Raw genomic sequence first — 19732 nt, forward strand, 5'->3', positions numbered from 1 at the left:
GATTCAGGCGACCGCGCCGTCGCGCGCCGCCTGCGCCTCGTCGGCGCGCCGCCGCCCGACCGAGTCGACGCGCAGCTGGTGCCGGTACTTCGTGACGGTGCGCCGCGCGACCACCAGCCCCTGCCGCGCGAGCCGGCGCGTGATCTCGGCATCCGACAGCCGCTGGCCGGCCTCCTCCTGCTCGAGCATCTCCTTGATCAGCCCGCGCACCGCCGTGCCGGAGTAGGCCAGGCCGCCGTCGCCGGCCGTCATCGCGCGCGAGAAGAAGTACTTCAGCTCGAACACGCCGCTCGGCGTCGCGATGTACTTGTTGCTGGTGACGCGCGAGACGGTGGATTCGTGCACCCCGACCTCGTCGGCGATCTCGCGCAGCCCGAGCGGCTTCATCGCCGGCGGGCCGTAGTCGAAGAACAGGTGCTGGCGCTTCACGATCGCCTGCGCGACGCCGAGGATGGTGGCGAAGCGCTGCTCGACGTTGCGCAGCGTCCAGCGCGCCTCGCGCAGCTGCTCGGCCATCTGCGGGTGCGATTCGTCGCCGCGCTGGCGCGAGAACAGATCGGCGTACACCCGGTGCAGCCGCACCCGCGGCACCACCGCCGGGTTCAGCTGCACCAGCCAGCGCGAGTGGCCGCGGCGCACGATCACGTCGGGCGTGACGTAGCGGATGTCGGCATGGCCGAGCCGCCAGCCCGGCCGCGGGTCGAGCCGGCGGATCGCCGCGCAGGCGTCGGCCACCAGCGGCAGCGGCCGCCCGAGGATGCGCGCCAGCGCCGCCATGTCCTTGCCGGCCAGCGCGTCCAGCCGCTCCGCAATGATGAGCCGCGCCAGCGCGCGCTGCTCCGGGCAGGCGATGGCGCCGAGCTGCAGCGACAGGCACTCGACCACGTTGCGCGCGCCGACGCCCGCCGGTTCGAGCGACTGCACGCGGCGCAGCGCGATCTGCAGTTCGTCCGGCGTCGCCGGCGGGTCGAGCGCCGTCACCTCGACCAGCTCGTCGAGGCTGTCCAGGCGCAGGTAGCCGTCGTCGTCGAGCGAGTCGACGATGGCCTTCGCCAGCGTCAGATCGCGCGGCGGCAGCGGCAGCACGTGCAGCTGGCCGTGCAGCGCGTCGGCCAGCGAGGTCGGTGCGGCGACACGGTTCATCGGCGACGACTCGCCGTCGTCGCCGCGCGGCGCGTCGCTGCCGCCGCCGGCCGCCCCGCCGGCCAGGTGCCAGTCGTCGCGCTCCTCGGCGGCGTCGGGCCCGGTGCCGGGCACGGCGTCGATCTCGGGATCGGACTCGGGGCCGGGATCGCCCGGCCCCTCGCCGACCGCCGAGGCCGGCAGGATGCCGCCGATCGCCAGCCCCTGCGGCAGCGGCGGTCCCTCGTCCTCGACCGGTTCGAGAAAAGGGTTGCTGTCGAGCGCCTGGCGCACTTCCTGCGCAAACTCCATCGACGACAGCTGCAGCAGGCGCACCGCTTGCTGGAGACGGGGTGAAAGAGCCTGATGCTGCCGCTGGTCGGCACGCAAGGTCAACGCAGACATGGGACGGAGCCTCCGGTCTCGTGTGGGTTTCAGATGCACCGAAAAGGCAAGGCCCATGCCGCACGCCGACACCGCTGTTTTTTTGCTGGCGCTGCCTGCGCAGAACGCGCCGGCGGTCGTCCCGCGCCGCCCGCGGGCTTCGTGTCGGCGCTTTCCGTTTCCAGCAGTTTTTGCTGCAATCGGCGTGCCGCAACCCGGCGGGGGATCGCGATGAAGCGACCGTCCGTGCAGGCCCTGCGCCAGCGCTTCGACGGCATGCAGCTGTCGCTGCGCAGCACGCTGCTGCTGGTGCTGCTGCTGGCGGCGGTGCCGATCGCCGCGCTGATGTCGTGGCAGATCCTCGACGAGCTGCGCAGCGACGAGGCGCGGCGGCAGGCGCGGCTGGCCGCGGCCTCGACCGCGCTGTCGAAGGCGGTCGAGCGCGAGCTCGAATCGTCGATCGACGCGCTCAACATCCTCGCGGTATCCGACAGCCTGCGCGGCGGCGACATGGGCGCGTTCGCCCGCGGGCTGGCCGCCGCCGGCCGGCTGCGCGCCGGCTGGCAGGGCGCCTTCGTCGCCGATGCCGACGGCACGCTGCGGCTGGACACCGCGACGCCGGGCCGGCGCGACAGGTTGCGGCTGCCCGACCTGCAGCGCGTCGGCCCGGGGCTCGGCGCGGTCGTCTCCGACCTCGTCACCGAGCCGGGCAGCCGGCAGTACGCGACGGCGGTGATGGTGCCGCTGCCGGCGATGCGGCCCGATCCGTCGGGCCGGGATGCGCCGCCCCGGGTGCTCGGTGTCTGGATCCCGCTGCGCACCTGGCAGTCGCTGATCGAACACGCGGTGCCGCTGGACGCCGGCATCAGCACGCTGTGCGACGGCCAGGGCCGGGCCATCGCCCGCACCGAGGCGCCGGAGCGCTTCGTCGCGAGCCCGATGTGCCGCGGCGCGGTCGAGCCTGCCGTCATGCGGCTGCCGCAGCCCGAACTCGGCGACGCCTACGTCGCGCAGCAGCAGGTCGCCGGCAGCGGCTGGCGGGTGATGGTGTCGAACGCCGCGATGCCGCTGGAGCAGGCGCAGCGCGCCGCGGTCGCCACCGCGCTCGCGACCGTCGGCGCCTGCCTGCTGCTCGGCTGGTCGGTCGCGCTGCTGATGGCGCGGCGCATCACGCGGCCGCTGCAGCGGCTCGCCGCGGGGCTGGACGCGACCCCGTCGCACGGCCCGCAGGTGCGCGAGATCGAGGCGCTCGGCGAAGCGATGCGCCAGGCGCGCGAACGCGACAGTGCGGCCCGCGCCGAACTGGAGCGCCGCGCCGAGGAGTTCGAGACGCTGTTCACCTGCACGCCGGTCGGGCTCGCGTTCGCGCACGACGTCGACTGCCGCGTGGTCACGCACAACGCCGCGATGGACCGGCTGTTCGGCCCGTCGCCGCAGGCCGGCAGCAACGGCGACGACGGCTGGCAGATGCTGCGCGACGGCCGGCCGCTGCCGCGCTGCGACTGGCCGCTGTGCGTGGCGGCGCGCACCGGCGAGCCGGTCGAGACCGCCGAGCTGGAGGTGCAGCTGCCGGGCCGGCCGCGCCAACGCGTGCTCGCGAGCGCGATGCCGCTGCGCGACGACGACGGCCGCCCGCGCGGTGCGATCGGCGCGCTGGTCGACATCAGCGACCAGGTGCGCGCGAAGAACGAGCTGCTGCAGAGCAACGGCCGCCTGCGCGAGAGCCAGCGGCTGGTGGAACTGGCGCAGGAGGTCGGCCAGGTCGGCTTCTTCGAGTACCACGTCGCGCAGGACCTGCTGACCTGGACGCCCGGCCAGGCCCGGCTGCTCGGACGCGACGGGCAAGCGCTCGCGGGCACGCTGGCCGAGCTGCTCGACCTGGCGGAACCCGACGACCGGCGCGACATGGAGCTGGTGCTGCTGCGCGCCTTCGCCGCGCGGCGCGCGAGCGAGAACCTGGAATACCGCATCGCGCTGCCGGACGGCCGCGAGCGATGGATCTCGACGCGCGTGGCGATCAGCTACGGCGACGACGGCCGGCCCTGCCAGCTGCTGGGCGTCAGCATCGACGTCAGCGACCGGCGCCGCGCCGAGCGGGCGACCGTCGCGCTGATGGCGCACGAGCAGCAGGCGCGCGAGAAGGCCGAGGCGGTGAACCGCGCGAAGGACGAGCTGCTCGCGATGCTGGGCCACGAGCTGCGCAACCCGCTCGGCGCGATCTCGTCGGCGGCCGAAGTGCTGGCCAGCCGGCCGCCGCCCGCGCTGGTCGCGAGCGCCTGCGAGATCATCGCGCGCCAGACCCGCCACCTGACCCGCCTGATGGCCGAGATGCTGGACACCACGCGGCTGATGTCGGGCCAGATGGCGCTGGTGCGCCAGGTGTGCGAGCTGGCGCCGCTGGTGCACTCGGCGCTGGCCCCGCTGCAGGCCGGTGCGGCGGCGAGCGGCCATGCACTCGCGCTCGCGCTGGACGAGGCCTGGGCCGAAGTCGACCCGCTGCGCATCGAGCAGGCGATCTCGCAGCTGGTCGGCAACGCGCTGAAGTACACGCCGGCCGGCACCACGGTGCGGATCCGCCTCGAACGCGACGGCGGCGAGGCGGTGCTGCAGGTCGGCGACGACGGCCCCGGCATCGCGCCCGACCTGCTGCCGCGCATCTTCGACCTGTTCGCGCAGGGCGAGCGCCGCAGCGACCGGCGCGACGGCGGCCTCGGCCTCGGGCTGACGGTGGCCAAGCGGCTGGTCGAGCTGCACGGCGGCACGATCGGCGTCGACAGCGGCGCCGACGGCACCTGCTTCGAGATCCGGCTGCGCGGCGTGGCGGCGCCGGCCACGTCGCAGGCGCCGGCCTGGCGACCGCCGGTCGCGCCCCGCCGGGTGCTGGTGATCGAAGACAACGCCGATGCGCTGGCCGCGCTGCACGGCCTGTTGAGCGTCGACGGCCACGAGGTGCTGTCGGAAAGCGATGGCGGCGCCGGGCTCGCGGCGGTGCTGACGCAGCGCCCCGACCTGGTCATCGTCGACATCGGCCTGCCGACGCTCGACGGCCTGCAGATCGCCCGCCACGCCCGCGCGAGCGGCTACCCGGGCCGCATGGTCGCGCTGACCGGCTACGGCCGCGAAGACGACGTGCGGCGCTCGCTGAAAGCCGGCTTCGACGCCCACCTGGTGAAGCCGGTGCATGGCGAGCAGCTGCGCCGCCAGTTGAACGAAGTCTGATTGCGTCCTCGCAGAGCGCCCTCAGCTGAACCGATGTCCCTGTCCTTGTCCGCCACATCCCGAGGAAAGACCGAATGAGCCGAGTGCTGATCGTCGAAGACGATGCCGATGCCGCCCACATGATGGCCGCGCTGGTCGAGAAGGCCGGCTTCACCGTCGGCGTCGCGCACACGCTGCGCGAGGCGCGCCGCCAGCTGGCGATAGCCCCGCCCGAGCTGGTGCTGCTCGACCTGCAGCTGCCCGACGGCCAGGGGCTGGCGCTGTTCGACCCGCCGTCGGCGATCGCCGATGCGCAGGTGGTGCTGATCACCGGCCACGCGACGCTGGAAACGTCCATCCAGGCGCTGCGGCTGGGTGCCGCCGACTACCTGGTGAAGCCGGTCAGCGCCCGCCAGCTCGAAGGCGTGCTGTCGCGCGCGATGCCGCCGGCCACGCTGAACGCCGAGCTGGTCAGCGTGTCGCACGAGTGGCAGCGCAGCGGCCGCTTCGGCCTGCTGTGGGGCCGCTCCGAGCCGATGCAGCGGGTCTATGCGCAGATCTCGCGCGTGACCGGCACCTCGGTCAGCGTGCTGATCACCGGCGAGAGCGGCACCGGCAAGGAACTGGTCGCGCGCACGCTGCACGACCTGAGCCGGCGCCGCCACGCGCCCTTCCTCGCGATCAACTGCGGCGCGATCTCGCCGCAGCTGATGGAAAGCGAGATCTTCGGCCACGAGAAAGGCAGCTTCACCGGCGCCGAGCGGCAGCACCTGGGCTTCTTCGAGCGGGCGCACGCCGGCACGCTGTTCCTCGACGAGATCACCGAGATGCCGCTGGAGCTGCAGGTCAAGCTGCTGCGCGTGCTGGAGACCGGCACCTTCCTGCGGGTCGGCTCCAGCACCTACCAGGATGCCGACGTGCGCATCATCGCGGCCACCAACCGCCAGCCCGACCAGGCGGTGAAGAGCGGCCGGCTGCGCGAGGACCTGTACTACCGCCTGAACGTGTTCCCGCTGGCGCTGCCGCCGCTGCGCGAGCGCGGCGCCGACATCCCGCTGCTCGCCGAGCATTTCGCCGAGACCATCAGCGCGCAGGAGGGCGAGGCGCGGCGCTTCTCGGCGGCCGCGCTGCGCAAGCTGACGCAGTACTCGTGGCCGGGCAACGTGCGCGAGCTGCGCAACGTGGTGCAGCGCAGCTACGTGATGGCCGACGGCGCGACGATCACCGACGAATGGCTGCCGGTGGACGCCGAGCCGGCCCGCGCGCCGGCGGTGCGCGACGAGGACCACCTGTGCATCCCGCTCGGCACCTCGCTGGCCGAGGCCGAGCGGCAGCTGATCCTCGAGACGGTGCGGCACTTCAAGCACCACAAGGAGCGCGCCGCGGCGGTGCTCGGCGTCAGCCTGAAGACGCTCTACAACCGGCTGAAGGAGTACGGCGGCGACCGAAACGGGACGGACGGCGCGAAGGAGAAGTGACGCGGGCCGGAACGACGCCGGCCGGCGCGCCGCCACCGCCGTTCACTCGTCCGGCGGCGACGGCCGGTGCAGCAGCTGGCGCAGCGCACGGGCCTGCCGCCCCGCGCTGCGGGCCGCGGCGGCGAGGCGCGCGCTTTCCAGCGGGTCGCTGTCGCGGTGCTCGGCGGCACGGTGGGCCATCAGGCTTTCCTTTTCCTGCAGCGCGCGCAGCGCCGCCCACAGGGCCTCGTCCGCCCCCTCCGACACGGCCTGCTGCAGGCTGCGATCGGTGAACGCATGGCCGGTGTGGCAGCGCAGCCGGCGCGGCGCGACGTCGTCCAGCTCCCACAGCGCGCCCTGGCATTCGGGGCAGGTGAACATCGAGGGCCGGCCGATGGCCCGCAGGTGCTCGACGAAATTGCCCAGCCCGAGCATCAGTTGCTGCTCGTGGAAGAGGCGTTGGCGGGCGGGCGACATCGCGGCGAGCTCCTGGGCGGCGCCGGTGCCGTTGCCAGGCACGGCGGCGGCGCTGTCGACGGACCGGCCCGCCAGCGATGCCAGCAAGGCCGGCATCGCCGCCAGCGCCACGCAGTGGTCGACCCGCACATGGCGCAGTGCGCTGGCCGGCATGCCCGGCTCGGCCGCATCGGCCGGGTCCTGGACGACCGCGGTGCCGCCGACCGCCTTGATCGCCTGCAGGCCGGCGGTCCCGTCGTCCAGCGTGCCGGTCAGCACCACGCCGATCGCCTGCGCGCCGAATTCGAGGGCGGCGGACCGGAAAAGCGGGTCGATCGCCGGCCGCGTGTGGTTCTCTTTCGCGCTGCGCGTCAGTTCGATGTGCCCGCCCACCAGCACCATGTGCTCGTCGGGCGGCGCCACCCGCACGGTGCCCGCCCGCGGCAGCTCGCCGTGCCGTGCGGTCGCCACGTCGAGCGGGCACCGGCGCTGCAGCAGCTCCTGCAGGTTGCTGCGGTGCGCGCCGATGTGCAGCACCAGCAGCACCGGCGCCGGAAAATCCTTCGGCAATCCGGCTGTCAGATCGGTGAGCGCCGCGACGCCACCCGCCGAAGCACCGATCAGCACGATTCTGGAAGGTCGATTCATCTGCAGTCGACGAGGCGGCACACGGCCTGCGGGGGCAAGCGGCGTTCCCCTTCTTTTGCGGGTCAGCCCACCCGGTTTCTGCAACCGGCTGACGTAGCATTGTCGATTGCGCCTCGCATCGCAGATGCACTTGCAGCCAAGGGACAAGCACATGGACGCCATCGGTCCGGACCCCGCAGAACAAGACGCCGGCAGCGCGTTGCCGGACGGCCTGCCGCAGGAGGGATACGACAAGCTGCCGGTGATCGGCCTGGGCGGATCGGCCGGCGGCATCCCGGCCCTCACGGCGTTCTTTCGCACCGTGCCGGCGTCGCCCGGCGTCGCCTTCGTCGTGATCCTGCACCTGTCGCCCGAGCACGAGAGCACGTTGGCGGAACTGCTGCAGCGCCACACCTCGCTGCGCGTGGTGCAGGTGCGCCAGAGCGTGCAGATCGAGCCCGACACCGTCTACGTGATTCCACCGCGCAAGGCGCTGCAGATGTACGACGGCCACCTGCAGCTCACCGAGATGCCGGCGGCACGCAACGGGCCGGTGGCCGTCGACCTGTTCTTCCGCACGCTGGCCGACACCCACGGCTCGCACGCCGTCGCGGTGGTGCTGTCGGGCGCCGACAGCGATGGCGCGATGGGCATCAAGCGCATCAAGGAACGCGGCGGGCTGGCCGTCGCGCAAGACCCCGACGAGGCCGAGCACAACGGCATGCCGCGCGCGGCGATCGCGACCGGCATGGTCGACTGGGTGCTGCCGGTCGACGAGATCGCGCCGCGCGTGCTCGACTACATCCGGCTCGAGTCGAAGCTGCGCCTGCCGCCGGTGCACGGCCAGCAGCCGGTGGCCGACGCTCGCCAGCCGGACGGCGAGGCCGAGCTGCGCGAGGTGCTGAGCTTCCTGCGCACCCGCACCGGCCGCGACTTCTCGAACTACAAGCGCGCGACCATCCTGCGGCGCATCGCGCGGCGGATGATGGTCAACGGCGTGCAGGAGCTGGGCGAGTACCTGCGCTGCCTGCGCACGCTGCCCGGCGAAGCCGGCGCGCTGCTGCAGGACCTGCTGATCAGCGTCACCAATTTCTTCCGCGACGCCGACTGCTTCACGGCGCTCGAAGCGCACATCCCGCTGCTGTTCCGCGACAAGGCGCCGAACGACGCGGTGCGCGTCTGGGTGGCGGCCTGCGCGACCGGCGAAGAAGCCTATTCGATCGCGATGCTGCTGGCCGAGCACGCGCGCAAGCTCGAGACGCCGCCGCCGATCCAGATCTTCGCGACCGACCTCGACGAGGAGGCGATCCGCATCGCGCGCGAAGGCATCTATCCGCTGACGATCGCCGCCGACGTGCCGGAAGACCGGCTGCGCACGTTCTTCACCCGCGAGCACCGCGGCTACCGGGTGCGGCGCGAACTGCGCGAGATGGTGCTGTTCGCCGCGCACGACCTGCTGAAGGATTCGCCGTTCTCGCGGCTGCACCTGATGTCGTGCCGCAACCTGCTGATCTACCTGAACCGCGAGGCGCAGCAGCGGGTGTTCGAGACCGCGCGATTCGCGCTGCTGCCCGAGGGCCGGCTGTTCATCGGCGCGTCCGAGACGGTCGAGGACGACAGCCCGTATTTCTTCACGCTCGACAAGAAGCACCGCATCCACGCGCCGCGCCCGGTGTCGCGCGTCAGCATGCCGATGCCCAGCGGCGCCGGCTCGATCGCCCGCGCACTCGAATTGCAGAACGCGGCGCGCGCCAGCCCGATGGTCGCCGGCAGCTCGTTCTCGCGCGACCTGGCCGATGTGCGCCCGCTGGCCGACGCGAACGGCCGCTCGATCTCATGGGCCGAGCTGCATTTCAAGATGATCGAGATGCTGGCCCCGCCGTCGATGCTGGTCGACGGCCAGCACGAGATCGTGCACCTGTCGGGCAGCGCCGGCCGCTTCCTGCAGTTCAGCGGCGGCGAGCCGAGCCGCAACCTGCTGCGGGCCATCCACCCGTCGCTGCGCGTCGAGCTGCGCGCGGCGCTGTACAAGGCGGCGCTCGGCGAGGAGCGCATCACGGTGCCGCCGCTGGCGATCGACCTGGGCGGCGACCCGGTGGCGGTGCGCATCAGCGTGCAGCCGATGAACCAGGCGGCGCCCGGCATGCTGCTGGTGCTGCTCGAATCGGCGGCGGCCGGCGAAGCGCTCGAGCCGGCGCCGCGGCCGCCGGCGCCGGTCGAGGCCGACCCGTTGTCGCACCACCTCGACCGCGAACTGGAGCGGCTGAAGGCGCACCTGCGCGACACGGTGGAGCAGTACGAGGCCTCGACCGAGGAGCTGAAGGCCAGCAACGAAGAGCTGCAGGCGATGAACGAGGAGCTGCGTTCCGCGACCGAAGAGCTGGAGACCAGCCGCGAGGAGCTGCAGTCGATCAACGAGGAGCTGACCACCGTCAACCACGAGCTGAAGGGCAAGGTCGACGAGCTGGGCCATGCCAACAGCGACATGCAGAACCTGATGGACGCGACGGCGATCGCCACCGTGTTCCTCGACCGCGACCTGCGCATCACCCGCTACACGCCGTCGGCGGTCGAGCTGTTCAACCTGATCCCGACCGACGTCGGCCGGCCGCTGTCGCACCTGACCAACCACCTGAACTACCCGACGCTCGACGCCGATGCGCGGCGGGTGCTGCAGGGGCTGGTGCCGATCGAGCGCGAGGTCGACGATTCGCGCCAGAAGTGGTACCTGGTGCGCATGCTGCCGTACCGCACGGTGGACGACCGCATCGCCGGCATCGTGCTGACGCTGGTCGACGTGACCGAGCGCAAGCACGGCCAGGCGGCGCTGAGCGCGTCGGAAGAACGACTGCGGCTGGTGGTCGACAGCGCGGTCGAGTACGCGATCTTCTCGATGGACATGGAGCGCCGCGTGACCTCGTGGAACGCCGGCGCGCAGCGGCTGCTCGGCTTCACCGAAAGCGAGATCCTGGGCCAGAGTTGCGACGTGATCTTCACCGACGAAGACCGGGCCGCCGGCGTGCCGGAGCGCGAGCAGGCCACCGCGCTGCGCGAGGGCCGCGCGATGGACGAGCGCACCCATCAGCGCAAGGACGGCGAGCGCTTCTGGGCCAGCGGCGCGATGACACCGATGCGCGACGCCACCGGCACCGTGATCGGCGCCGTGAAGGTGCTGCGCGACCAGACCGCCGAACGCCTGACCAGCGACGCGCTGGCGCAAGGGCGGCTCGAACTGCTGCAGGCGCTCGAGGAAAAGGAGAAGGCGCGGCTCGAGCTGGAGGCCGCCGACGCCGCAAAGGACCGTTTCCTGGCGGTGCTGTCGCACGAGCTGCGCAACCCGCTGGCGTCGATCTCCGGTGCGTCCGAGACGCTGGCGGCCGGTGCGTCGAAAGGCGATGCGCACGAGCGCGCGATCCGCATCCTGCGCCAGCAGGTCGGCAGCATGCGCGACCTGCTGGACGACCTGCTCGACGTGTCGCGCCTGCGCCTGGGGCGTTTCGCGATGACGCAGCGGCGCGTCGCACTGCGCAGCGTGGTCGACGCGGCGGTCGAGACTGCGCGCAGCGAGATCGAACGCCGCGGCCACGAGCTGGGCGTCAGCCTGCCGGCCCGCCCGGTGATGCTGGACGCCGACCCGTCGCGGCTCAGCCAGGTGCTGTCCAACCTGCTGGTCAATGCGGCCAAGTACACCGACGACGGCGGTCGCATCGCGCTGACCGGCCACACCGAAGGCGCCCAGCTGGTGCTGACGGTGTCGGACAACGGCCGGGGCCTGGATGCGAAGGCGCTCGAATCGATGTTCGACATGTTCTGGCAGAGCGGCGAGATCGAGACCAAGAGCGCGCACAGCATGGGCATCGGGCTGTCGCTGGTGCGCAGCATCGTGCAGATGCACGGCGGCACCGTCGAGGCGCGCAGCGACGGCCCCGGCCACGGCAGCGCGTTCATCGTGCGGCTGCCGCTCGCTCCGACCGGCGACGAGCTGCCGGTGGACACCGACGACGGCGCCACGACGGCCGGCGACACCCGGCCCGCACCGCAGCGCATCGTGATCGCCGACGACAACGAGGACGCGTCGTGGTCGCTCGCGACGCTGCTGTCGGCCGAGGGCCACCTGGTGAAGACGGCTGTCAACGGCGTCGAGGCGATGGCCTGCATCGTCGAGATGGTGCCCGACGTCGCGCTGCTCGACATCGCGATGCCGGGGCTCGACGGCTACGAGGTGGCGCGGCGGGTGCGCAACGAGGAGTGGGGCCGCGGCATGCTGCTGATCGCCGCCACCGGCTGGGGCAGCGAAGCGGACCGGCAGGCCTCGTCGGCCTCCGGCTTCGATGCGCACCTGGTGAAGCCGATCGACGTCGCCAAGCTGAAGGAGCTGATCGCGCGCTGGCGGCGCCCGGCGTGACGCCTGCCCGCCGGCGATCGCTCAGCGCTGGTACACCCGCACGTAGTCGACGTCCATGCGCTGCGGGAAGGTCGTCGCACCGTTCGGCGCGCCCGGCCAGTTGCCGCCGACCGCGACGTTCAGCAGGATGTGGAAGCGCTTGTCGAACGGCGCCGGGAATGCGCCGCCGCTCGACCACCACTGCGTCTGCGTGTTGTACAGCGTGCCGTCGACGTAGTGGCGGATCACGCCGGCTTCCCATTCGACCGCGTAGACGTGGAAGTCGTTCAGGATGCTGCTCGCCGGCACGAAGGGCTTGCCGGAGTTGGTGTTGTTCGGCCAGCTGCCGCCGTAGTGCAGCGTGCCGTAGACGGTGTTGCCGCCGGCCGCGCCGGCGTTCACCGCTTCCATGATGTCGATCTCGCCGCTGGCCGCCCAGCCGCCGTAGACCGAATCGGACGGCAGCATCCAGAACGCCGGCCACAGGCCCTGCCCGCCCGGCAGCTTGATGCGCGCCTCGATGCGGCCGTACAGCCAGTCGCCCTTGTTCAGCGTGCGCAGCCGGGCCGAGGTGTAGTCGCGGCAGCCGTCGGTCGAGCAGAAGCGTTCCTTCAGCGCCTTGATGCTCAGCACGCCGTTGGCGACGGAGGCGTTCTCGGCCCGCGCGGTGTAGTACTGCAGCTCGTTGTTGCCGCCGCCGCCGCCGTTGACCTCGAAGCCCCACTTGGTGCCGTCGATCGTGCTGCCGTTGAACTCGTCCTGCCACACCAGGCGCCAGCCGGCCGGCGGCTGGGTCGGCGGCTGGTTGGGCGTGGTCGTGTCGCCGCTGCCGGCCGAGAAGGCCCAGCGCTGGTTGGCCTGCGTGCCGGTGCAGTCCCACTGCTGCAGCTTGCCGCCCGGCGCAGTGCTCCAGTCGGCCACGTCCAGGCACTTGCCGCTGTGGCGCGCGACGACCTGGTAGCCGTCGGGCGTCGCGTTGACGGTGAAGCGCTGGTTGTCGCCGGCGGTGTCGGTCCACTGCGTCAGCAGCGCGCCGCTGGCGGTCGAGACGCCGGCGATGTCGAGCGACTGGTGGGTCTGCGCGTTCGAGAAGCGGTAGGCGCCGCCCTGCTCCGGCAGCACGTCGAACTTCTGCGTATGCGCGCTGCCGCAGGCGGCCTGCACCGCAGGCGCGCCGGCAGCCGTGCTGCCCCCCTGGATGTCGACGCACAGGTGCGAGTGGTTCGAGCTGATGGTGTACTGCCCGACCGGCAGCGTGCCGCGGCCGGCGGCCGTCAGCGGGTAGAAGTGGTACTGCTGCGCGCCGCTGCCGTTGCAGCCCCATTGCTGGATGTTGGCGCCGTCGTTCAGCGAGGCGGCAGCGACGTCGACGCACCTGCTGCTGTTGACGTTGGTCAGCACGTAGCGGTTGCCCTGCACGCGCTCGATGCGGAAGCGCTGCGCATTGGTGCCGTTGTCGGCCCACTGCTGCACGTTGACGCCGTCGCCGGTGCCGGCCGACGCGACATCGACCGCCTTGCCGCTGGCGACGTTGACCAGCTTGTAGACGCCGGCCGACGGCTGCGAGACGTCGAAGGCCTGGGCCAGGTTCGAGTTGCAGCTCGCCTGCTGGATGTTGCCGCCGTCGGCGGTGCTGGCCGCGGCGACGTCGACGCACTTGCCGCTCAGCGCATTGACGATCACGTAGCGGCCGACCGGCAGCGTCGCGGTGGAGACGCCGGCGGCGGCTTCGCGGCCGGCGTCCTGGGCGTTGGCGTTGGCGCCGGCCTGCGCGGATGACGATGCGTCATCGCCACTGCCGCAGGCCGCGACGAGCGCCGCCGCGGCGATCGCCAGCGGCAGCAATGAAGTCCGGTGGCCCGCTGCGCGCGCCGTGCTGTGCGTTGTCATGCCCTGCTCTCCCCTGTGTGTGGCAGGCGGATTCTGGAGTTGTGCGGCGAGGCCGCGCACCGGGTCATTGCAACAAGCCGAAACCTGTCGACGCCGAGCAGAGCCGTGCCGTCCCAGCAGGCGAACGATGCCCGGATGCGTCGCGGCGATTGCGCCGTGTTACCAAACAGGCGGGGACACTGGAAACGCTTTCAGTCCGGCGGAGCGGAGCGCATCGCCGCTTCCTGAACCGCATCGAACAGCCCCTCAGGCACGCGGTTCCGGAGCTGCTTGCGCCGGTGATTCGACACACGCGCGGGAGGGCCTGCGCGAGAATCTGCAGGTTGACGCCCTCTTGCTTCAGCGCGAACAGCAGGTGCGCCAGCGGCTGCGTCGTCTCGGGTGCAACACTGCGAGGAATGGACAGGAAGGTCTCGCCCGGTTCGATGCGCGTGACCGGCTTCAGCCAAGCCGGCTTCGCGGGCGGAAGCGCCGCGAGCGACAGCGACTGGCGCAGGTGCTCGGACCCGACAGGCCTCATTTTTGTTGTCCGCCTCGAAGTTTTTGGATTCCAGGGACTTCCGCCCTTTTTTTACAAAGCTGTCCATGCCCTTGTCCATGCCCTCCACCCCGCTGACCCCCGAACAACGCCAGCAGCTGCGCCGCGACTGCACGCTGGTCGTCCCCGACTTCGCCGCGCTGACGCCGGCCGAGGAGTTCGCGCGCATGGCCGCCTGGTGCGAGGCCCATGGCGTCGAGCACGACCACTACGGCAACGGCGCGCTGGCAGCCGATTTCGAACGCAAGATCGCCGCGCTGCTCGGCAAGCCGGCGGCGGTCTTCATGCCCAGCGGCGTGATGGCGCAACTGGCCGCGCTGCGCATCCACACCGAAGCGGCACGGCTGCCGCGCTTCGGCCTGCACCCGACCTCGCACCTCGCGCTGCACGAGGAAGAGGCCTTCAGCGCGCTGCTGCAATGCCACGCGGTGCCGGTCGGCGACCGGCTGCGGCCGATGCGCGCATCCGACCTCGATGCGGTGCGCCAGCCGCTCGCCTGCGCGATCGTCGAGCTGCCGATCCGCGAGGCCGGCGGCCAGTTGCCCACCTGGGACGATCTGCTCGCGCTGCATGCCGTGGCGCAGCAGCGCGCGCTGCCGCTGCACCTCGACGGCGCGCGGCTGTGGGAATGCGCGGCGTTCTACCAGCGCAGCCCGGCCGAGATCGCGGCCGGTTTCGCGTCGGTCTACGTGTCGCTCTACAAGGGCATCGGCGGCGTCTCGGGCGCGATGCTGGCCGGCAGCGACGACTTCATCGCGCAGGCCCGGTTGTGGCGCCGGCGCCTGGGCGGCACGCTCTACCACCTGAGCCCGATGCTGGTGTCGGCCGCGATGCGCTTCGACGAGCGCCTGGCGCTGATGCCGGCGCTGTACCGGCGCGCGGTCGCGCTGGCCGCCGGGCTGAATGCGATCCCCGGGCTGCGCGTGAACCCGCGCGTGCCGCAGACCAACCTGCTGCACCTGTTCTTCGACGCGCCGCCCGACGCGGTGCTCAATGCACGCGACACGCTCGCCGCGCAGGACCGCTGCTGGCTCTTCGGCCACGTGCGGGCCACCGAGGTGCCGGGCTGGAGCGCGACCGAGCTCTACGTCGGCGACCGGTTGCTGCAGGCCGACGATGCGGCGGTGCTGCCGTTGTTCGCGAAGCTCGCCGCGGCGCTGCGACCCTGAATCAGGGCTTGATGAAGGTCACGCTGTAGCTGAAGCTCTTCGCGGCACCGCCGATCTTGACGTTCGACACCGTCACGCCGAGCTTCGTGTCGGCCGGCGCACGCGACCAGGGCTGCCCGCTGCCGCCGATCGACCAGGCCATCGTGTTCTCGGCATAGCCCTTGTCGAGTTCGGCCACGCCGGTCACCGGCACGGCGGCGCCGGCGTCGTCGGTCATCGCCACGGTGGCCGCCGAGAAGTCGGCGCCGGGGTACGAGAACGACCAGCGCATCCCCGGCTCGGCGATGCTGCTGTCCCACGGCACATAGCCGCGCGGCGGCCACGGCATGCCGTTCGGCACGCTCGGTGCCGCATGCGTGTTCCCCAGCACCCACAGCGCATTGCCCTGTGGCGTGTCGCCGGTGCCGACTTCGCCAAGCACCAGGCTGAAGACCCAGCGCCGGTGGCCGAGCGATGCGACATCGCCGTCCATCACGTACAACGGGATCGAGCCGATGCCCGAGCTGTTGGGGTTCGCGCTGTTGAGGTTGCCGCCCCGTGCGATGTTCGACTTGCCGGCCGCGGTCGCGCCGTCGGCGGTGTAGCACTTCCAGGTGGTGGGCGGCGTGTGGCTGAGCTGGCCATTGGCATCGAACATCAGCGCGGCCTGCTGGGCCTGGGCCGATTTCGTCAGCGACAGCGTCACGTCGCCCGGCAGGCCGGCCATCGCGCGGTAGTAGTTGACGAGCTTGACGACCGCGTTCTTGTACGCGAGCGGCGTGTCGCCGGCCACGCAGCCGGCGACGTTGCCGGTCCAGCTGAACGTGGTCTTGCGCAGCGCGACGAAGCCATCCTGGTAGCGCGCGAGCACCTCGGCCCGGTTGCTGGTGTCGATCGCACCGAAGGCGGTGGCGCTCGCGGGAGCCGGTGCCGGTGCCGGGGCCGGCGAAGGTGCCGGCGCAGGCGACGGGGCGGGTGAAGGTGCGGGGGATGGCGCCGGCGATGGCGCGGGAGACGGTGCAGGACTGGGGGCAGGAGCAGGAGCAGGAGCAGGAGCAGGAGCAGGAGCAGGAGCAGGCGCCGGGCTCGGCGCATTGCCGGTCGGCGGGTTCTGGCTGACCTCGGTGCTGTCGCCGCCGCTGCCGCAGGCGGCCAGCATCAACAGGCTCAACAGCCCGGCCGAGGATCCGATGGAATGACGATGAGAAGGCATGCCTTCCGGCAAGCAAGCACAGGACCACGCGGTGCGTGCCCCTATCCGGCACGATCCGCACACATCGTGTTGCAAGGCCGACGCCGGGCGTCACACCCTCTGCCTGCGCGTCAGCCGGGGCGCCTCAGGCGCTCTGGAGCCGGGCGCGGTCGCGGATCACCGAACGCCCGGCCGTCATCGCATAGTGCAGCGCCGATTCGGGGTCGGTCCAGCAGCGGCCGTCGCACATCGATTCGTCGCGGAACACCTCGCACGGCGCCCCGCCGCCGTGCACCTGTTTCACCACCACCGCGGCCACGTAGCCGCCGTGCGCCGCTTCGATGGCGCCGGCGTAGATCTTGAAGTCGCCGACCGTCTGCTCCTGGAAATGCATGCTCTGCTCCACGCCGGCTCCACTGCCGCAAGGGGCGAACTTTGAACGCAAGAACAGGCCGTGGGAATCCGCAAGATGATGGCCCCCATACGAGGGATCAAGCAACGCCCCGGGATCCGGCTTCGCCGGGCCCAGGGGTGGCGCCCCCCGGGGCCAGGAGCGAAGCGACTGGCGGGCACTGCGAATACAGGCGCATGTATGACGCGGCGGCCACGTCCCACGAGAACTCCTGTGCCATCGCGCGGCGCATCAGCTGCTGCCACAGCGCCGGCTGGCCGTAGGCGTGCAGCAGCCGGTCGACGGTGACCTCCAGCGCCATCGAGCTGGCCGGCTCGAACGAGAAGCCGGTCGCGCGGTCGGTGCGGATCGTCTCGTCGGTGGTGTCGACCACCGTGTCGACCAGCCCGCCGACCCGCCGCACCACCGGCAGCGTGCCGTAGCGCAATGCGTACAGCTGCGTCAGCCCGCAAGGCTCGAAGCGCGACGGCATCAGCAGCGCGTCGCTGCCGGCGATGATGCGGTGCGCGAGCGCTTCGTCGTACACCGTGCGCACCGCCACCTGCGCCGGGTGCGCGCGCGCGGCGCCCTCGAACGCGGCTTCGAGCGCGCGGTCGCCGTTGCCCTGCAGCGCGAACTGCCCGCCGCGCTGGAGAATGCCCGGCAGCGCCGCCAGCACCAGGTCGAGCCCCTTCTGCGACGTGAGCCGGCTGACGACGCCGAACAGCGGCGCATCGGCGCGCCGCTCCAGCCCCAGCTCGGTCTGCAGCGCATGCTTGCAGACCGCCTTGCCGACCAGCGAATCGGCCTGGTAGCGCTTCGCGATGCCGGCATCGGTGGCCGGGTTCCAGACCTCCGGGTCGACGCCGTTCAGGATGCCGCAGACATCGCCGCCGCGGCCGCGGATCACGCCATCGAGCCCGCAGCCGTAGTCGTGCGTCGCGATCTCGCGCGCATAGGTCGGGCTGACGGTGGTCACGCGGTCGGCGAACTTCAGCCCGGCCTTCATGAACGACAGCTGGCTGTGGTACTCGAGGCCCGAGGCCGCCATGTAGCGCGCCGGCAGCCCGAGCAGGTTGAAGTCGCCGGCCGGGAACAACCCCTGGTAGGCCAGGTTGTGCACCGTGAAGACGCGCGCCGCGCGCGTCGGCGCATGGGCATGCGCATAGGCGCAGGCCATCGCGGCATGCCAGTCGTGGGTGTGCAGCACGTCGGGCACCCAGCCGGGATCGAACTCACCGGCGGCGATGTGGGCCGCGACCCAGCCGAGCAACGCGAAACGCTGCGCGTTGTCGGGCCATTCGTTGCCGTCGGGCGCCTGGTACGGGCTGCCGCCGCGCCGGTACAGGTAGGGCGCGTCGACCACGTAGACCGGCAGCCCGCTCGCCGGCATCGTGCCGAGCGTCAGCCGCACGCGCGCGGCGCCGAAGGCGGCGCCGATCTCGCAGACGGTCTGCTGCTGCTGCACCGCGTCGGCGATGGCCGGCAGGCCGGGCAGCACCAGCCGCACGTCGGCCCCGGCGCGCGCGAGCGCCTGCGGCAGCGCACCGGCCACGTCGGCCAGGCCGCCGGTCTTGACCAACGGGAAGATTTCAGCGGCGACCTGGAGGACTTTCATGCAGTGAGCTTGGCGAGCATGTCGCGCGTGACGAGGGTGATGCCGTTCTCGGAACGGTGGAAGCGCAGGGCATCGAGCTCGGCATCCTCGCCGATCACCATGCCGTCGGGGATCACGCAGGCGCGGTCGACCACCACGCGGGTGAGCCGCGCGCCGCGGCCGATCTGCGCGCCCGGCAGCAGCACCGACCAGTTGACGACCGCATGCGAATGCACCCGCACGCTCGAGAACAGCACGGTGCGCGTGACCGAGCCCGAGACGATGCAGCCGCCCGACACCAGCGACTCGACCGCCATGCCGCGGCGCTCTTCCTGGTTGTGCACGAACTTGGCCGGCGGCAGCTGCTCCTGGTAGGTCCAGATCGGCCAGCGCTTGTCGTACAGGTTCAGCAACGGGTCGGTGGCGGTCAGGTCGATGTTGGCATCCCAGTACGCATCGATGGTGCCGACATCGCGCCAGTACGGCGCCTCGCCATGGCGCGTGCTGACGCAGCTCAGCTCGAACGGGTGCGCCGACGCCTGGCCGTTGCGCACCGCGCGCGGGATGATGTCCTTGCCGAAGTCGTGGCTCGAATCGGCGTCGTTCATGTCGCGCTCGAGCTCCTTGTAGAGGTAGCGCGCATTGAAGATGTAGATGCCCATGCTGGCGAGCGCCATGTCGGGGCGGCCCGGCATCGGCGGCGGGTCGGCCGGCTTCTCGACGAACTCGGTGATGTGGTTGTCGCGATCGACCGCCATCACGCCGAAGGCCACCGCCTCGTGGCGCGGCACCGCGATGCAGCCGACCGTGCACTCGCGCCCCTTGGCCACGTGGTCGGCCAGCATCAGCGCGTAGTTCATCTTGTAGATGTGGTCGCCGGCCAGCACCACCACGTAGTCGGCGCCGTAGCTCGCGAGGATGTCCTGGTTCTGGTAGACGGCGTCGGCGGTGCCGCGGTACCAGCTCTCGTCGTCGTTGCGCTGCTGCGCCGGCAGCAGGTCGACGAACTCGTTCATCTCGCTCTTCAGGAAGGCCCAGCCGCGCTGCAGGTGGCGCAGCAGGCTGTGCGACTTGTACTGCGTGATCACGCCGATGCGGCGGATGCCGGAGTTCAGGCAGTTCGACAGCGCGAAATCGATGATGCGGAACTTGCCGCCGAAGTAGACGGCCGGCTTGGCGCGGCGGTCGGTCAGGTTCTTCAGCCGGCTGCCGCGGCCACCCGCCAGCACCAGCGCGACGGCGCGCTTGGGCAGGTCGAGGCTCAACGCAAGATCGATGGGTTGCATGATGTCTCCAGGAGGGGTCGCGGCGCGCACCGATTGTGCACGGCCCGCACCGCATTGAAGCA

General features: G+C 71.6%; 12 protein-coding genes. 4 read left to right on the forward strand and 8 right to left on the reverse strand.

Annotation, left to right across the window (positions count from 1 at the left end):
- Positions 1-3: 3 nt before the first annotated feature.
- A complete protein-coding gene (gene rpoN, locus FHT26_RS02250) occupies positions 4-1527 on the reverse strand; it encodes an RNA polymerase factor sigma-54 (RefSeq protein ID WP_168558545.1) in 1524 nt (507 codons plus the stop codon).
- A 210-nt stretch (positions 1528-1737) separates the two neighbouring features.
- On the opposite strand from rpoN, the gene FHT26_RS02255 reads away from it, so the two are divergent.
- Both FHT26_RS02255 and FHT26_RS02260 read left to right on the forward strand, forming a co-directional pair.
- Positions 1738-4725, forward strand: a complete 2988-nt coding sequence (locus FHT26_RS02255; RefSeq protein WP_168558546.1) for an ATP-binding protein — start codon at positions 1738-1740, stop codon at positions 4723-4725.
- A gap of 74 nt (positions 4726-4799) precedes the next feature.
- A complete protein-coding gene (locus FHT26_RS02260; RefSeq protein ID WP_168558547.1) occupies positions 4800-6182 on the forward strand; it encodes a sigma-54-dependent transcriptional regulator in 1383 nt (460 codons plus the stop codon).
- Positions 6183-6224: 42 nt separating this feature from the next.
- On the opposite strand, the gene FHT26_RS02265 is transcribed toward FHT26_RS02260, so the two are convergent.
- A complete protein-coding gene (locus FHT26_RS02265; RefSeq protein ID WP_168558548.1) occupies positions 6225-7265 on the reverse strand; it encodes a chemotaxis protein CheB in 1041 nt (346 codons plus the stop codon).
- Positions 7266-7416: 151 nt separating this feature from the next.
- On the opposite strand from FHT26_RS02265, the gene FHT26_RS02270 reads away from it, so the two are divergent.
- Positions 7417-11649 (forward strand): chemotaxis protein CheB, encoded by a 4233-nt coding sequence (locus FHT26_RS02270; RefSeq protein WP_168558549.1) that lies wholly within the window; start codon positions 7417-7419, stop codon positions 11647-11649.
- A gap of 21 nt (positions 11650-11670) precedes the next feature.
- Here FHT26_RS02270 and FHT26_RS02275 read toward each other — a convergent pair whose 3' ends face one another.
- Positions 11671-13518 (reverse strand): RICIN domain-containing protein, encoded by a 1848-nt coding sequence (locus FHT26_RS02275; RefSeq protein WP_168558550.1) that lies wholly within the window; start codon positions 13516-13518, stop codon positions 11671-11673.
- A 64-nt stretch (positions 13519-13582) separates the two neighbouring features.
- On the reverse strand, positions 13583-14038 hold the full coding sequence (locus FHT26_RS02280) for a hypothetical protein (protein ID WP_168558551.1): 456 nt from the start codon (positions 14036-14038) through the stop codon (positions 13583-13585).
- Between the two features lie 77 nt (positions 14039-14115).
- Between FHT26_RS02280 and FHT26_RS02285 the strand changes: the two genes are divergently transcribed.
- Positions 14116-15225, forward strand: a complete 1110-nt coding sequence (locus tag FHT26_RS02285) for a threonine aldolase family protein (RefSeq protein WP_168558552.1) — start codon at positions 14116-14118, stop codon at positions 15223-15225.
- A gap of 1 nt (position 15226) precedes the next feature.
- Here the strand turns inward: FHT26_RS02285 and FHT26_RS29465 are convergent, their stop codons facing one another.
- The 4 genes from FHT26_RS29465 to glgC all read right to left on the reverse strand — a co-directional run bounded on the left by FHT26_RS29465 (position 15227) and on the right by glgC (position 19670).
- Entirely contained in the window at positions 15227-16375 is a 1149-nt protein-coding gene (locus tag FHT26_RS29465; RefSeq protein WP_210427206.1) for a CAP domain-containing protein, read from the reverse strand.
- A 166-nt stretch (positions 16376-16541) separates the two neighbouring features.
- Positions 16542-16790 carry a hypothetical protein gene (locus tag FHT26_RS02295; RefSeq protein ID WP_168558553.1) on the reverse strand — a complete coding sequence of 83 codons (249 nt, stop codon included), beginning with the start codon at positions 16788-16790 and terminating at the stop codon, positions 16542-16544.
- Positions 16791-16887: 97 nt separating this feature from the next.
- Positions 16888-18405 carry a glycogen synthase GlgA gene (gene glgA / locus FHT26_RS02300; protein ID WP_168558554.1) on the reverse strand — a complete coding sequence of 506 codons (1518 nt, stop codon included), beginning with the start codon at positions 18403-18405 and terminating at the stop codon, positions 16888-16890.
- A complete protein-coding gene (gene glgC, locus FHT26_RS02305; protein WP_168558555.1) occupies positions 18402-19670 on the reverse strand; it encodes a glucose-1-phosphate adenylyltransferase in 1269 nt (422 codons plus the stop codon). Before glgC ends, glgA begins: the two co-directional genes overlap by 4 nt.
- Between the last annotated feature and the right edge of the window lie 62 nt (positions 19671-19732).

This window comes from Rhizobacter sp. SG703, assembly GCF_012275445.1.
Taxonomy (GTDB): Bacteria; Pseudomonadota; Gammaproteobacteria; order Burkholderiales; family Burkholderiaceae_C; genus Rhizobacter.